This window comes from Marinobacter sp. ES-1 (genome assembly GCF_000475255.1).
In the GTDB taxonomy this organism is placed as follows: domain Bacteria; phylum Pseudomonadota; class Gammaproteobacteria; order Pseudomonadales; family Oleiphilaceae; genus Marinobacter; species Marinobacter vinifirmus.
The window spans coordinates 31,336-46,344 of the sequence record NZ_AXBV01000024.1 but is presented as its reverse complement, the minus strand read 5'-3'; the positions used below and the strand labels follow the sequence as shown (position 1 = coordinate 46,344).

The following is a 15,009-nucleotide window of genomic DNA, read 5'->3' as shown; positions in this document are numbered from 1 at the left end:
CCCTGAAAAATCCTGCCCCGGTGTACGTCAGCCCCCAAAACCCGGAAGCCGCCGCAAATCCCCTATACCACAATTTAATGAACCGAACATGACCCCCACCTGTCCAACCCCGCAACTGTGAACTAAGCTCAAAACAAGCAGGCCGGAACGCACCGGACAACGTATACCTGCCAGAACCAACCCATTTAATTCAGCGCCAGACACACCGCCCGGAACGGCGGCGAAACAAAAACGGGGACATTGCGTGACGCTATAACAGACAAGAGAAAAGCGAGGGGCCATCTATGACCATTCTGCAGCACTTCAAAGACCGGTATGCCCAGACTCAGGAGGAAGAGTATTCCCTTGAGGAATACCTGGCAATCTGCAAACAGGACCCGACAGCATACGCCACCGCAGCCGAGCGGATGCTGATCGCCATCGGCGAACCCGAACTCATCGATACCTCCCGTGACTCTCGCCTGTCACGCATCTTCTCCAACAAAGTCATCAAGCGATACCCGGAATTCGATGAGTTTTACGGCATGGAAGAAGCCGTGGAAAACATCGTGTCCTTCTTCCGCCACGCCGCCCAGGGCCTGGAAGAAAAGAAACAGATCCTGTACCTGCTCGGCCCCGTTGGCGGCGGCAAATCCTCCCTGGCCGAGAAACTCAAAGCCCTGATGCAGAAAGTACCCTTCTACGCCATCAAGGGCTCACCGGTGAACGAAAGCCCGCTGGGCCTGTTTGACCCGGCCGAGGATGGCCCGATCCTGGAAGAAGAGTATGGCATCCCCGGCCGCTACCTGAAGAACATCATGTCGCCCTGGGCGGTCAAACGCCTGCACGAATTCGGCGGCGACATCAGCCAGTTCCGGGTAGTCAAACGCTACCCCTCGGTGCTCGACCAGATTGCCGTTTCCAAAACCGAACCCGGTGACGACAACAACCAGGACATCTCGGCGCTGGTGGGCAAGGTCAACATCCGCATGCTGGAAGACTTCTCCCAGGATGACCCGGATGCCTACAGCTTCAGCGGTGGCCTGTGCAAAGCCAACCAGGGGCTGATGGAGTTTGTGGAGATGTTCAAGGCACCGATCAAGGTGCTGCACCCGTTGCTGACCGCCACCCAGGAAGGCAACTACAACACCACCGAAGGCATGGGCTCGGTGCCCTTCGACGGCGTTATCCTGGCCCACTCCAACGAATCCGAGTGGCAGACCTTCCGCAACAACAAGCACAACGAAGCCTTCCTGGACCGGGTGTACATCGTCAAGGTGCCCTACTGTGTGCGGGTAAGCGAAGAGATCGAGATCTACCGCAAGCTGCTGAAGAACAGCTCCCTGGCAGGTGCGCCCTGCGCCCCGGACACGCTGGACATGCTGGCCCAGTTCTCTGTGCTGTCCCGCATCAAGGAGCCGGAAAACTCCAGCATCTTCTCCAAGATGAAGGTGTACGACGGCCAGAGCATCAAAGACACCGACCCCAAAGCCAAGTCCATCCAGGAGTACCGGGATGCGGCCGGAGTGATGGAAGGCATGGACGGCTTGTCTACCCGTTTCGCGTTCAAGATCCTGTCCAAGGTATTCAACTTCGACACCACCGAAGTGGCAGCCAACCCGGTGCACCTGCTGTACGTACTGGAAAAGCAGATCGAGCAGGAGCAATACCCGCCGGAAATCCAGGAAAAGTACCTGCGCTTCATCAAGGAATACCTGGCGCCCCACTACGTGCAGTTTATCGGCAAGGAAATCCAGACCGCCTACCTGGAAAGCTACAGCGAATACGGCCAGAACCTGTTCGACCGTTACGTGACCTATGCCGACCTGTGGATTCAGGACCAGGAATTCCGGGATCCGGAAACCGGGGAAATCCTGGACCGGGCCTCCATCAACGATGAACTGGAGAAGATCGAGAAACCGGCCGGTATTTCCAACCCGAAGGATTTCCGCAACGAAGTGGTCAACTTTGTCCTGCGGGCCCGGGCCAACAACCAGGGCCAGAACCCGAGCTGGCTCAGCTACGAGAAGCTGCGCAGCGTGATCGAGAAGAAGATGTTCTCGAACACCGAAGACCTGCTGCCGGTGATTTCCTTCAATCCGAAAGCCAGCCAGGAAGACCAGAAGAAGCACAAACAGTTTGTGGAACGCATGGTCGAACGTGGGTACACCGAGAAACAGGTCCGCTTGCTCGCCGAGTGGTATCTGCGTGTACGTAAGTCCCATTAACGGCCAGCGGGAGCAGACCCATGGGTATGACCCACATTGTCGACCGGCGCCTGAACGGCAAGAACAAGAGCGCAGTGAACCGGGAACGGTTCCTGCGCCGGTATCGCCATCACATCAAGAAAGCGGTGTCGGATGCCGTTCAGAAGCGCTCCATCACCGATATCGAGCGGGGTGAAAAAGTCAGCATCCCCGCCCGGGATATCGACGAACCCATTTTTCACCACGGCCCCGGTGGCCGGCGCGAGGTCGTTCACCCCGGCAACCAGGAATGGGTGGCCGGCGATACCATTGCCAAACCCCAGGGCGGTGGTGGTCAGGGCCAGGGTCAAGGCCAGGCCAGCCCGGATGGCGAGGGCATGGATGAGTTCGCGTTCCAGATTACCCAGGAAGAATTCCTGGAATTCCTCTTTGATGACCTGGAACTGCCCAACTTGGCCCGCAAGCAGCTTAAAGACACCGAAGCCTTCAGCTATGTCAGGGCCGGCTTTACCAGCCAGGGCGTTCCCGCCAAGCTGGACGTGGTGCGCTCCCTGCGGGGCGCCCATGCCCGGCGGCTGGGCCTGGGCGGCGCCCGCAAGAAGAAGATCAAGGACCTGGAAAAGCAGCTGGAAGCCCTGAAAAGCGCTCCGGATGACCTGGACCCGGCCTTCAGCCATGAAGACCAGATCAAGGTGCTGGAAGAGGAAATCGCGCGGCTGAAAGCCAACGTCAAACGCATTCCTTTCATTGACGAGATCGACCTGCGCTACAGGCAACACCTGAAGCAGCCCAAACCCGCCACCAGTGCGGTGATGTTCTGCCTGATGGATGTATCCGGTTCCATGACCCAGATGCACAAGGACATCGCCAAACGCTTCTTTATCCTGCTGTATCTGTTCCTGAAGAAAAACTACAAGAAAATCGAAGTGGTGTTTATCCGCCACCACACCAGCGCCAAGGAAGTGGACGAAGAAGAGTTCTTCTACAGCCGGGAAACCGGGGGCACCATTGTCTCCAGCGCCCTTAAACTGATGCACCGGATTGTCGAAGCCCGATACTCGCCAGCGGAATGGAACATTTATGCCGCCCAGGCGTCCGACGGCGACAACTGGAACGACGACTCCCCCATCTGCGGCAAATTGCTGTCTGAGCGAATCCTGCCACTGGTTCAGTACTACTCCTACATCGAAATCACGCCCCAGGATCACCAGATGCTCTGGTACGAATACGAGAAAATCATGGAGCAGTTTCCCCAGAGCTTCGCCATGCAGCAGATTGCCGATCCTGGCGACATTTACCCGGTCTTCCGACAGTTGTTCGAGAGGAAAGCGGCATGAGCAGCCTGATTGATCGCCCGAACGCACCGGAGAGCGAACAACCCAAGGCAGGTAAGCCCATTTCCACCAGTTCGGAATGGACCTTCGAACTGATCCAGAAATACGACGAGGAAATTGCCAAATGCGCCGCCGAGTTCGGACTGGACACTTACCCGAACCAGGTTGAAGTGATTACCGCCGAGCAGATGATGGATGCCTACAGCTCCGTCGGCATGCCGGTGGGCTATCATCACTGGTCCTTCGGCAAGCAGTTTCTGCAAACCTCCAAGGGCTATCAGCGGGGCCAGATGGGGCTGGCCTATGAGATTGTGATCAATTCCAATCCCTGTATCGCCTACCTGATGGAAGAGAACACCCTGCCCATGCAGGCCCTGGTGATTGCCCACGCCAGCTATGGCCACAACTCGTTCTTCAAGGGCAATTATCTGTTCCGTACCTGGACAGACGCCAGTGCCATCATCGATTACCTGGTGTTTGCCCGGCATTATGTGTCGGAGTGCGAGGAGCGACACGGCGTGGATGCCGTGGAAGAGATTCTCGACTCCTGCCACGCACTGATGAACTACGGTGTAGACCGCTACAAGCGCCCTGCCCCGATTTCGGCCGCCGAGGAGGCCCGCCGGCAAAAGGAGCGGGAAGAATACGAACAACGCCGCATCAACGATCTGTGGCGAACCATCCCCAAAGCAGAGGACGACGGGGACCCGGTTCGCCGCAGGCCCCGATACCCGGAGGAGCCTCAGGAAAACCTGTTGTACTTCATCGAGAAAAACGCGCCGTTGCTGGAAACCTGGCAGCGGGAACTGGTACGCATCGTGCGCAAGCTGGCCCAGTATTTCTATCCACAGCGCCAGACCCAGGTGATGAACGAAGGCTGGGCCACCTTCTGGCACTACACCCTGCTGCACCGGATGTATGAAAAGGGCCTGGTCACCGACGGCTTCATGCTGGAATTCCTGCAAAGCCACACGGCGGTGGTGTACCAGCCACCGTTCAACAGCCCCTGGTATTCCGGCATCAATCCTTACACCCTGGGCTTTTCCATTTTCACCGACCTGCGGCGGATCTGCGAGAACCCCACCGATGAAGACCGGGAATGGTTTCCGGACATCGCCGGCAAAGACTGGCTGGAAACCGTGCATTTCGCCATGCGCAACTTCAAGGACGAGAGTTTTATCCAGCAGTTCCTGTCGCCCAAGGTGATGCGCGATCTGAAACTGTTTGCCATCGAGAACGACGACCAGGAAGACCACTACACCGTCACCGCCATTCACGACGATCCGGGCTACCGGGTTCTCCGGGAAAAGCTGGCCCACCAGTACAACCTCAGTTACCGGGAGCCGAACATACAGGTGTGGAATGTGGATGTGCGCGGCGACCGCTCACTGACCCTGCATCACATCCCGGTGGACCGGGTGCCGCTGGGGCAGGAAACCGACGAAGTGCTCCGGCACGTGCACCGGTTGTGGGGGTTTGATGTACACCTGGAAAGCGTGGATGAGGGCAGAATCGTAGCGGCGCACCACTGCCCGCCCCGTAACGACGACGCCGCCGACGACTAAACCGGGAACCTGGCCTTGGCCCGCAACCCGCCCAGTGGCGAGGGGCCAAGGTCCAGGCTGCCGCCGTAGAGCTCCACCAGCTCTTTCACAATCGCCAGGCCAAGGCCGGAGCCGGAGCGGCTTTCGTCCAGCCGGGCGCCCCGGGTGAGGGCCTGTTCAATGTCGCCCGCTGAAAGGCCCGAACCATCGTCCTCGATCACCAGCTCCAATCTTTCCACACCAAGCCGGGCAGAGAAACTTACCCGGTTTTCGGCCCAGTTGATGGCATTTTCCAGAAGGTTACCGGCAATTTCCTGGAGATCCTGCTGTTCAAAGCGGACCATGCCGGAACCGTTGATATGCAGATCAAGAACCAGCCCCCGACGCCCGGCGAGTGTACCCAGGGCGGACAATACCGGCTCCAGCGCGTCAGCCAGGTCTACACCACCCAATGCCGCCGGCCCGGCGGCAGAAGCCCGTGCCAGATGATGGCGCACGGCGTCGTCAATGCGAGCCAGCTCGGTACGGAACGCGGTTCTTTGCTCATCCGGCAATTTGTCACTCAGGGTGGTCAGCACCGAGACTGGCGTTTTCAGCGCATGGGCCAGGTTACCGGCGGCAGTGCGGCCCCGGTCAATCAGCACCTGGTCGCGCTGAAGCACCTGGTTCATGGCATCCGCCAGCTTTGCCAGTTCATCCGGCAGGTCCGTAGTCAGGGAACGGGCCCGGCCCGCTTCCATGGCGCGCAGATCCTGCTCAAGCCGCCGTAATGGAGCCAGCCCCCAGCGAATCTGAAGGCCTATCATCAATAACAGCAAGACCCCCAGGGTAGTCAGCGATATCCCCAGCAACCGGTTAAACCGCGACACCTGGGTATCCACATCTGACAGGTCGGCCGCAACAGACACCGACAACCAGCCATCAAAGGCCGGTAACTGTACATCCCGCTCCACCAGGCGGAGCCTCTGCTCCCGCGGCCCCGGAACGTCCACCCAGTCCGGCCCCCGGCCACTGACCTGGGGCAAGCGCTGATCCCACAACGAACGGGAGGTGATAACCTGGCCGCTGTTATCGTTTACCTGCCAGTACCATCCGGAGTACGCCCGCTCAAAGCGGGGATCACCCAGCTGCGAGCCCGGGGTCAGTTCACCGGTTTGTGGGTCGAATTCGATGCCGGCAATCACTACGTTCAGGAAGGACAGCAGGCGCTCGTCGAAGGACTGGCTCACAGCCTGCCGGACATTCCAGGCCAGCAGGGTGCCGGCCAGGGGCAGGATAACCAGCACCAGAACCAGCGCGGACACCAGCATTCGAACCGCGACCGGCCAGCGGCGCAGACGTGTCAGCATCAAGCCGATTCCCCGCCACTGTGCATCCGGTAACCTTGCCCGCGTACGGTTTCGATGGCATCGGCACCGAGTTTGCGCCGTAACCGGCTCACCTGAACATCAATCACATTGGAATCCGGCTCCTGGTCGCCGTCATAGACGTGCTCGGATAATTCGGTGCGGGAAACAATTCTGGGAGCCGCATGGATCAGGTGTGATAACAGCCTGAACTCCTGGGCTGTCAAAGACACCGGCATGCCGGAACGGGTAACCTGCCCTGCGTGGGTATCAAGCGCAATGTCGCCCACGGTAATCACCGGGTGGGCATGGCCATGGGCCCGGCGCACAAGGGCCCGCAGGCGGAACAGGATTTCGGCGGTTTCAAACGGTTTGGTGACATAGTCATCGGCTCCGGCGGAAAAACCGGCCGCTTTGTCAGACCACCGTTCCCGGGCAGTCAGAATCAACACCGGCAAATCAATGCCCCTTCCCCGCCAGCCGGCCAACCACTGGCTACCGTTACCATCGGGCAAGCCGAGATCAAGCACCACCGCATCGTAGCGCTCGGTACTCACCAGGAAATCTGCGCTGCGGCCGTCCACGGCCACTTCCACCAGCAACCCGGCTTCCCGCAGGGCGCCGGCCAGGCCTTGTGCCAGTGCGGTGTCGTCTTCAACAAGGAGAATCTTCATCGTCGCTCCATGCCCCGGATATTCCGGCCCTCAATCTCCAGAACCTCGCCAGTCCGGGCGTTCACCTCAAACTCCACCACCTGACCCTGGGGGCCCAGCAGTTCGATCTCATAAATAATCTCACCGTCGTCTTTCTCGATATCCACATCAATCACATCCCCGACCCAGTCCCGGGCCAGGCTGTCGAGAATCTCGCTCAGAGGTTTGATGCGGCCGGCTTCCACCTCATGGTGCAGGCGACGCCAGTCATCGTCATCGTCGGCGCAGGCGACCTGCGCAAAGGGCACGGTGCCCGCGACAAGCAGCGCCAGCAGGAGCGCCCGAACCACCCGGCGGGAAAACCGGTCTGCGGGCAATAAGGGCGGAGAAAAACGGTCTTTGTCCATGCTCATTATGGTGACAAAAGTCAGATGAACGAATCATGAATGAGCCTATCACGATGCTGAAAGCCCTGCCCCGTTAATCTGGCCCCAGGCTGGTAGCCAACAGGGCAGAACCGGCAGGTTTCAAAACACAGAGAAACAAGGAGAACACCATGAAAAAGACCCTTACCATCGCATTGATCAGCGGCCTTGTCGCAGCCCCCGCAGCCTTTGCCAAGGGCAGCTTTGAAGACGCCGAACGCATGCTGCAGGTTGGCAGTGACTACGGCATCACCAACTTCCAGAGCATCGAGTTTGACGACGACCGGGCCGATGACATCGAGATCGAGGGCTGGATGGGCCAGGACTGGTTTGTGGAACTGGACCTGAACGGCAACGGCGACATCGAGCGGGAACAGCGCCGCAAGCCCAGAGGCGAGTCGTATGGCCTGACCGCGCAGGAAGTCCAGGTCTTTCTGGATGCCGCCCGTGGGCAGGGCATGGAAACCATCGAAGAGCTGAAAATCAAGCGTAACGGCGACATCGAGGTAGAAGGCAACGATGACAACGGCCGGGAGCTGGAAGTGGACTTCCGTACCGGCAGTCTGGAACCCGTGAAAGTCGAGCGGGACAACTAAACCGAACCTTGAAAGCGCCTCTAGCCACCCTGCTCACCGGCCAGATAGCAGGGTGGCTGGACAATCGTCTTACCACCTCGGTTTTTGATCGTTTGCGGGCCGCTTAGCCAGTATACTTGCAGGCAACAACCATAAATTGAACGACTGGCGGAGAACACAACGGAATGAAACGGCTCGCAACACTGGACGCCTCCTGGCTGGCTGTGGAATCTGAAGACACCCCGATGCACGTGGGCACCCTGCAGATTTTTTCATTGCCGGAAGGCGCACCGGAAACCTTCCTGCGGGACATGGTTGCCCGCATGAAAGATGCCGGTGATGTAGCACCACCCTGGGGTTACAAGCTGGCCTGGTCGGGCTTTCTCGGACGACTGCTTGCCCCGGCCTGGAAGGTCGACAAGGATATCGATCTCGACTACCACGTACGCCACTCTGCCCTGCCCCGTCCGGGCGGCGAACGGGAACTGGGTATCCTGGTGTCGCGCCTGCATTCCAATCCGCTGGATTTCTCCCGCCCCCTGTGGGAATGCCACGTAATTGAAGGGCTGGAGAACAACCGCTTTGCCCTGTACACCAAGATGCACCATTCCATGATTGATGGCATCAGCGGCGTGCGCCTGATGCAACGGGTGCTGACCACCGATCCGGACCGGGTCAATATGCCGCCGCCCTGGACCGTGCGCCCGGAGCGGCGCCGTGGCAGCAAAACCGACCCGGAGGCGAGCGTGCCTGCAGCTGTTTCCCAGGCCATGGATGCCCTGAAACTGCAGGCCGACATGGCACCACGCCTGTGGCAGGCCGGCAACCGCCTGGTGCATTCGGTTCGCCACCCGGAAGATGGCCTGACCGCACCGTTTACCGGCCCGGTCTCTATCCTGAACCACCGGGTTACCGGCCAGCGCCGTTTTGCCACCCAGCATTACCAGCTGGACCGCCTGAAAGCCCTGGCCCAGGCGTCCGGCGGCTCCCTGAACGATATTGTGCTGTACCTGTGCGGCACCGCACTGCGACGGTTCCTGCTGGAGCAGGACAGTGTGCCCGCCATCCCCCTGACCGCGGGCATTCCCGTCAATATCCGCCCGGCGGATGACGAAGGTACCGGTACCCAGATCAGCTTCATGATTGCCTCCCTGTCCACCAACGAGGCCGACCCGCTGAACCGCTTGCAGCAGATCAAGGCTTCTACCCGCCGGGCCAAGGAACACTTGCAAAAGCTGCCCAAGAGCGCATTGACCCAGTACACCATGCTGCTGATGTCACCCTATATTCTGCAGCTGATGTCGGGGCTGGGCGGCCGCATGCGGCCGGTGTTCAACGTAACCATCTCGAACGTGCCGGGGCCGGAAAAAACCCTGTACTACGAGGGTGCAAAGCTCGAAGCCATGTTCCCGGTCTCGTTGATTGCCCACGGCGGCGCCCTCAACATCACCTGCCTGAGCTATGCCGGCTCGCTGAACTTCGGGTACACCGGTTGCCGGGACACCCTGCCGAGCATGCAGAAGCTGGCGGTGTACACCGGTGAGGCACTGGATGAACTGGAAAGCCTGGTGCTGCCGCCCAGGCCGAAGAAGCCGCGATCTACGGCAAAGAAGAAAAAGCCTGAGGCCTGATTAAAACCTGAGGCCCGATTAAAGTGCGGTGCCGGATTCGCTCTGCCAGTGTCCGGCACCCACGAAGATCATCTGCAGGAAGCGGGAAGTGCGCTTGCGTACCTGGCCAATCTGGTAATCATCATCCGCCGCGATACTGAGCAGGTCCGTCAGGCTGAAGGCAACGGTACGAACCACCAGGTCACAGGTCATATCCAGGTCGGCATCGCTCAGATGCTGCATCAGCCGAAGCCGGCGCAGATCGTTGGCAAGCTCACTGGCAAAGAACCGCATTTCACTGCGAATCCCTTCCTGAACCGCCCGGCTTTCACCCGCCAGCCCCTGGGCCATAAACATGAAAAAACTGCGATTGGCCTGGGCATGGGCTACGAATATACCCACGGACTCCTCGATCAGCTTGTCTGCCTGCAATACATTCCCCCTGGCCTCACGCATCATCCGGCGTAACACCAGCCCCAGCTCGTCCACCAGCTGCAGGCCCAGGTCGTCCATGCTCCGGAAATGGCGATAAAATGATGTAGGCACCACCCCCGCCTGACGAGTCACCTCCCGGATACCCAGACTGGCAAAATGCCGCCCCTTACCCACCAGCTCCAGGGCTGCACTCATCAGTTTTTCCCGGGTTTCTCCCGGCCTGCGCCGTTGTTTGTCTGCCATCTTTTACCCGTACCGCGTTTATCAGGTTCACAAGTGTACACATTAGACCGTAGAAAAACCCTTCCAGCTTGTCATTTCGAGCCAACACTCCGGGCAGGTAATTGTTGAAAGTCAAACTTGTGTGTACAGTCGTACACATTAGTGAACACTTGTACACATAGACCCGTACAAGGCACCCGACAAACACGGAGAACGAACATGCTGGCACGACTGACACAAACCAAGGCATTGCACTGGCTTGGCCGGCAATTACTGAACCGGGACGACCCCGCTGCCTGGCTGGACCCCCTCGCGGGCGCCATCAACCCGATGTGGGTACAGGAGCACACACCTGCCCGGGTAGAACGCATTATGGCCGAAACCGCCGACACCAAAACCTTCGTACTCAAGCCCGCCAGCCGGTGGACCGGCTTCGACGCCGGGCAGCATGTGAACATCTGTACCGAGATCGACGGCATTCGGCGCACCCGCACCTTCAGCCTGTCCAGCTCACCGGAGCTGTGGCACAAACAGGGCCTGATTACCCTGACCATTAAACGCCTGCCGGGCGGCCTGGTGACCAACTGGCTGCACGACTCCCTGAGCGAAGGCGATATCCTCGGCCTGGCCGATGCCTTCGGGGAGTTCCTGGTTCCGCAGCCCGCCAAACCCGTGCTGTTTATCGCCGGCGGCAGCGGCATTACCCCGGTTCTCAGCCAGCTGGAAACCATGGCCGCCAGCCACTACCCGGCGCCGGTTACCCTGCTGTATTTCGTGCGCACCGGTAACGACATTATTGGCAGGGAAAAGCTGGAGGCCATCGCCGCCCGTTATCCCGGGCTGACCCTGAACATCATTGCCACCCATGAAGGCAAGGAACCCCGCTTCCTCTGCGATACAGACCTGGAAGCGATTGACGGGCTGAAGGAACGCGAAGTCTACCTGTGCGGCCCGAAAGGCCTGATGGACCTTGCTGCGGAATTGCTGCAGCAGCGTGGCCTGGCAGAATCGCAGATGCACAGCACGTTTTTTGCGCCCCCTGCCCCGGCCGCCCTGGATAACGACCAGCTGGGTGGCGAAGTCAGCTTTACCCGCAGCAGCGTGAATGTGGGCTCCGAAGGCGATGCCAACCTGCTGGAAATTGCCGAAGCTGCAGGCCTCAAGCCCCGTTACGGCTGCCGCATGGGCATCTGCCACCAGTGCAGCTGCCGCAAGACCAGCGGCACCGTGGTTAACCGTTTGACCGGCAAGGTATCCGGCCCCGGCGAAGAAAGCGTCCAGCTTTGTGTTTCCGTGCCCCGCGGGCCGGTTCAGATAGACGTATAACCCCAAATTTTTGCGTTGCGGCCGGAGTGCCGCAAGGAGAAAGCACCATGAAAAAGCTTAGCGAAGAACAACTGAACGGCCTCCAGCAAGACCTGGATGCCATCCGCGATGAAGTGCTGGCTGACCTGGGCGAGCGGGATGCCACCTACATCCGCAAGATCATCCGCCTGCACCGCACCCTGGAAGTGGGTGGCCGGGTGATGATGCCTTTTGGCTTCATCCCGCCGGTTTTTGTAGCGGCCACTGCCAGCCTGGGTATCGCCAAGATCCTGGAAAACATGGAAATCGGCCATAACGTGATGCACGGCCAGTACGACTGGATGAACGACCCGGCCCTGAACTCCCAGACCTACGAATGGGACACCGTGTGCACCAGCGAATCCTGGCGCCAGACCCACAACTACGAGCACCACACCTACACCAACATCATCGGCAAGGACCGGGATTACGGCTATGCCGTGCTGCGACTGAGCGATGATGTTAAATGGCACCCGGGGCACCTGCTGCAGTTCGTGAACTACATCCTGCTGACGGTACTGTTCCAGTGGGGTGTGGGCGTGCATGAGCTGGAGAGCGAGAAAATTCGCCGGGGTGAGTTACGCTGGCGCGACAAGTTACCCTTCCTGAAAGACTTCGCCCGCAAGGGTGGCCGCCAGGCCTTCAAGGATTACGTTTTCTTCCCGCTGCTGACCCTGCCGGTTGCGCCGGTTGTGCTGGCCGGTAACGTGGGCGCCAACCTGATCCGGAACATCTGGGCCTCCACGGTGATTTTCTGCGGGCACTTCACCCAGGATGCGGAAACCTTTACCGAGGAAGAGTGCGAGGGCGAGAGCAAGGGCCACTGGTACCTGCGTCAGCTAAGCGGCTCATCCAACTTTACCGGCGGCAAGTGGCTGCATGTGCTGAGCGGTCATCTGAGTTACCAGGTGGAACACCACGTATTCCCGGACCTGCCGGCCCACCGTTACCCGGAGATTTCCGCGAAGGTACAGGAAGTGTGCAAGAAGTATGACATTCCCTATAACACCGGCAGCTTCGCCAAACAGTACGGCACCGTGCTGAGCCGGATAGCCCGTTTCTCCCTGCCGGATGCGGTCAGAACCCGTCTGGAACAGCGGGGAAGTGGCCAGCTTCAGGCAATCTGAAGCAGGCGAACCAACTGTGGCCGGTGCTGATCGCGGATCACATCGGCCAGGGTGTATTTATCGAGCACATCCAGGAACGCATTCAAGGCTTCGCTGAACATGTGCTTGAGGCCGCACACCGGGGTAATCTTGCAGGCATTGTTGGAGGACAGGCATTCCACAATACTCAGATCCTGCTCGGTTTCCCGAACCAGGATTCCCACATTGATTTCGTCCGGGGACATGTGCAGGCGCATGCCGCCTTTCTTGCCACGTACAGTCTCTATGTAGCCTTTCTTGTTCAGCTGGTGCACCACCTTCATCAGGTGATTCTTGGAAATCTCGTAGCTGTCGGCGATTTCCTGGATAGTCGCCAGCCGGTCACCCTGTTCGGCCAGATAGATCAGAACCCGGAGTGAATAGTCTGTGTAACGGGTGATATGCATTTAATGCTCCAAGGGGCCGTGCGGTTCAGCAGGACGGCCGGCTTATCAAGTAAGCGGCGATTGCCGAAAGGCACAGGCCGGAAATTGTCAGTACCAGCATGGGCGAGCCGAGCGCCAGCAGCATAGTCCAGCTCAGAACCATCATTCCCAGGGCCAGCAGTTTCGCTTTCAGGGGGATGGCTCGCCGTTCCCGCCACTGTTCAATGGCAGGGCCAAAAGCCGGGTGCTGCTCCAGCCACAGGGCAAATGCCGGCGACCCTTTGCTGGCAAAAAAGGCGGCCAGCAACACAAAGGGCGTGGTCGGAAGCAGAGGCAGCACTACGCCAGCTAACCCGAGCAATGCCGAGATATACGCAAGAATCCGGAAACCGGTTTTGTTTGGCTGTGCGGCCATCATGCGGGCCTCGTGACCGTTCATACCTGTATCCATTCTACCGTGATTAAGGAATAGGGTCTTGCTTTCAGTTTAGCGCCTATAACCTGCATAAAAAATACCCATTAATGGTTGTACGGTGGTAGCGGTGTTTATCCTTACTCAGGTCTCGGAATCTGTCTCAGGCTTTGCCATACTGCATCTATACTCATAACCTTGTGTTGCAACAGGAATCGCCCAGATGCCCGCAAACCAACTGACAGACCGCTTCGGCCGCACGGTGAACTATGTTCGCCTGTCGGTGACGGATCGCTGTGACTTCCGTTGTGTTTACTGCATGGCTGAAGAGATGGTGTTTCTGCCCCGTAGCCAGATTCTCTCGCTGGAAGAGATCGCCCGGGTGGCCCGTAACTTTGTGGATCTTGGCACCGAGAAGATACGCCTGACCGGGGGTGAGCCCCTGGTTCGCAAGGGTGTCCTGGACCTGGTCAGGGAGATCGGCAGTTACGGCCTGCGGGACTTCGCCATGACCACCAACGGCAGCCAGTTACCGCAGATGGCGGATGAGCTGCGCCGGGGTGGGCTGCACCGCCTTAATATCAGCCTGGATTCACTGGATGCTGACAAGTTTCACCGTATAACCCGCACCGGCAAATTGAGCCAGGTGCTTGATGGCATTGAAGCCGCCCGGGAGGCGGGCTTTCGGGGTATCAAGCTGAATACGGTGGTGATGAAGGGCCGGAACGACGTGGAAGTGCCGGAACTGATCGAGTTCGCCCGGAAGAAGCAGCTGGATATCACGTTTATCGAGGAGATGCCGCTGGGGGAAATTTCCGAGCACGACCGTGGGCTGGCCCTGTGTACCAGTGCCGAGGTGCGGGACATTATCCGCCAGCGCCATGAGCTGATTCCCGCTACCGAGGATTCCGGCGGGCCTGCGCGCTATTACCGGATGCCGGACAGTCCGGTTCGGGTGGGTTTTATTTCTCCGCATTCCCATAATTTCTGCGACACCTGTAACCGGGTTCGGGTTACGGTGGAGGGGCGGCTTTTGCTGTGCCTGGGGAATGAGCATTCGATGGATTTGCGGGAGGTTCTGCGGGAGTTCCCCGGGGATGATGAGAAGCTTCGGCAGGCGATTATTTCGGCGATGGATTTGAAGCCGGAGCGGCATCACTTTTCTTCGGAGGGGGAGGTGCAGATTCTTCGGTTTATGAATATGACCGGCGGCTAGTTCGGAGTGGGAGCAGGTAAGAAACCTTCTCCCAAAAACCGCTCCTTGCGGCACTTCCCTGTGGCGCTTCTGCTCCGCCATCCATGGCTCCGCAAATTTTTGTGAGAAGGTTTCTTACCTGCTCTGCCGGCTTCCCTGCCAGATTCCAAAAGCATTTATCCGCGTAGTTAATCAGC

14 protein-coding genes are annotated in these 15,009 nt (G+C 59.1%); 8 read left to right on the top strand and 6 right to left on the bottom strand.

From position 1 onward, the window contains the following. Positions 1-284 precede the first annotated feature (284 nt). The 3 genes from Q668_RS01855 to Q668_RS01845 are packed head-to-tail and all read left to right on the top strand — an operon-like array spanning position 285 to position 5,085. The gene (locus Q668_RS01855; protein ID WP_022987887.1) at positions 285-2,207 is read left to right on the top strand and encodes a PrkA family serine protein kinase; all 1,923 of its coding nucleotides are present in this window, start codon (positions 285-287) and stop codon (positions 2,205-2,207) included. 26 nt (positions 2,208-2,233) lie between these two features. After that, on the top strand, positions 2,234-3,523 hold the full coding sequence (locus Q668_RS01850) for a YeaH/YhbH family protein (RefSeq protein WP_227498256.1): 1,290 nt from the start codon (positions 2,234-2,236) through the stop codon (positions 3,521-3,523). After that, the gene (locus Q668_RS01845; RefSeq protein ID WP_022987885.1) at positions 3,520-5,085 is read left to right on the top strand and encodes a SpoVR family protein; all 1,566 of its coding nucleotides are present in this window, start codon (positions 3,520-3,522) and stop codon (positions 5,083-5,085) included. The genes Q668_RS01850 and Q668_RS01845 overlap by 4 nt, the downstream gene beginning before the upstream one ends. Here the strand turns inward: Q668_RS01845 and Q668_RS01840 are convergent. Genes Q668_RS01840 through Q668_RS01830 form a run of 3 tightly spaced genes read right to left on the bottom strand, consistent with a single transcriptional unit; the run spans position 5,082 to position 7,476 of the window. Then, positions 5,082-6,413, bottom strand: coding sequence for a sensor histidine kinase (locus Q668_RS01840; protein WP_022987884.1), 1,332 nt, complete (start codon positions 6,411-6,413; stop codon positions 5,082-5,084). The genes Q668_RS01845 and Q668_RS01840 overlap by 4 nt on opposite strands. Continuing rightward, the gene (locus Q668_RS01835; RefSeq protein WP_022987883.1) at positions 6,413-7,084 is read right to left on the bottom strand and encodes a response regulator transcription factor; all 672 of its coding nucleotides are present in this window, start codon (positions 7,082-7,084) and stop codon (positions 6,413-6,415) included. The genes Q668_RS01840 and Q668_RS01835 overlap by 1 nt, the downstream gene beginning before the upstream one ends. Further along, positions 7,081-7,476, bottom strand: coding sequence for a PepSY domain-containing protein (locus tag Q668_RS01830; RefSeq protein ID WP_022987882.1), 396 nt, complete (start codon positions 7,474-7,476; stop codon positions 7,081-7,083). Before Q668_RS01830 ends, Q668_RS01835 begins: the two co-directional genes overlap by 4 nt. Positions 7,477-7,619: 143 nt before the next feature. On the opposite strand from Q668_RS01830, the gene Q668_RS01825 reads away from it, so the two are divergent. Together Q668_RS01825 and Q668_RS01820 are read left to right on the top strand one after the other, a co-directional pair. Beyond that, positions 7,620-8,084, top strand: coding sequence for a PepSY domain-containing protein (locus Q668_RS01825; protein WP_022987881.1), 465 nt, complete (start codon positions 7,620-7,622; stop codon positions 8,082-8,084). Between the two features lie 164 nt (positions 8,085-8,248). After that, a complete protein-coding gene (locus Q668_RS01820) occupies positions 8,249-9,694 on the top strand; it encodes a WS/DGAT/MGAT family O-acyltransferase (protein WP_022987880.1) in 1,446 nt (481 codons plus the stop codon). A gap of 18 nt (positions 9,695-9,712) precedes the next feature. On the opposite strand, the gene Q668_RS01815 is transcribed toward Q668_RS01820, so the two are convergent. Beyond that, a complete protein-coding gene (locus Q668_RS01815) occupies positions 9,713-10,351 on the bottom strand; it encodes a TetR family transcriptional regulator (protein WP_022987879.1) in 639 nt (212 codons plus the stop codon). 198 nt (positions 10,352-10,549) lie between these two features. On the opposite strand from Q668_RS01815, the gene Q668_RS01810 reads away from it, so the two are divergent. Further along, positions 10,550-11,656, top strand: coding sequence for a ferredoxin reductase (locus Q668_RS01810; protein WP_022987878.1), 1,107 nt, complete (start codon positions 10,550-10,552; stop codon positions 11,654-11,656). A 47-nt stretch (positions 11,657-11,703) separates the two neighbouring features. Further along, positions 11,704-12,801, top strand: coding sequence for a fatty acid desaturase family protein (locus Q668_RS01805; RefSeq protein WP_022987877.1), 1,098 nt, complete (start codon positions 11,704-11,706; stop codon positions 12,799-12,801). On the opposite strand, the gene Q668_RS01800 is transcribed toward Q668_RS01805, so the two are convergent. Then, a complete protein-coding gene (locus Q668_RS01800) occupies positions 12,789-13,226 on the bottom strand; it encodes an RrF2 family transcriptional regulator (RefSeq protein WP_022987876.1) in 438 nt (145 codons plus the stop codon). The genes Q668_RS01805 and Q668_RS01800 overlap by 13 nt on opposite strands. 25 nt (positions 13,227-13,251) lie before the next feature. Next, positions 13,252-13,644, bottom strand: a complete 393-nt coding sequence (locus Q668_RS01795; RefSeq protein WP_022987875.1) for a YbaN family protein — start codon at positions 13,642-13,644, stop codon at positions 13,252-13,254. Positions 13,645-13,840: 196 nt separating this feature from the next. Between Q668_RS01795 and moaA the strand changes: the two genes are divergently transcribed. Next, entirely contained in the window at positions 13,841-14,833 is a 993-nt protein-coding gene (gene moaA / locus Q668_RS01790; protein ID WP_022987874.1) for a GTP 3',8-cyclase MoaA, read from the top strand. Positions 14,834-15,009: the final 176 nt, after the last annotated feature.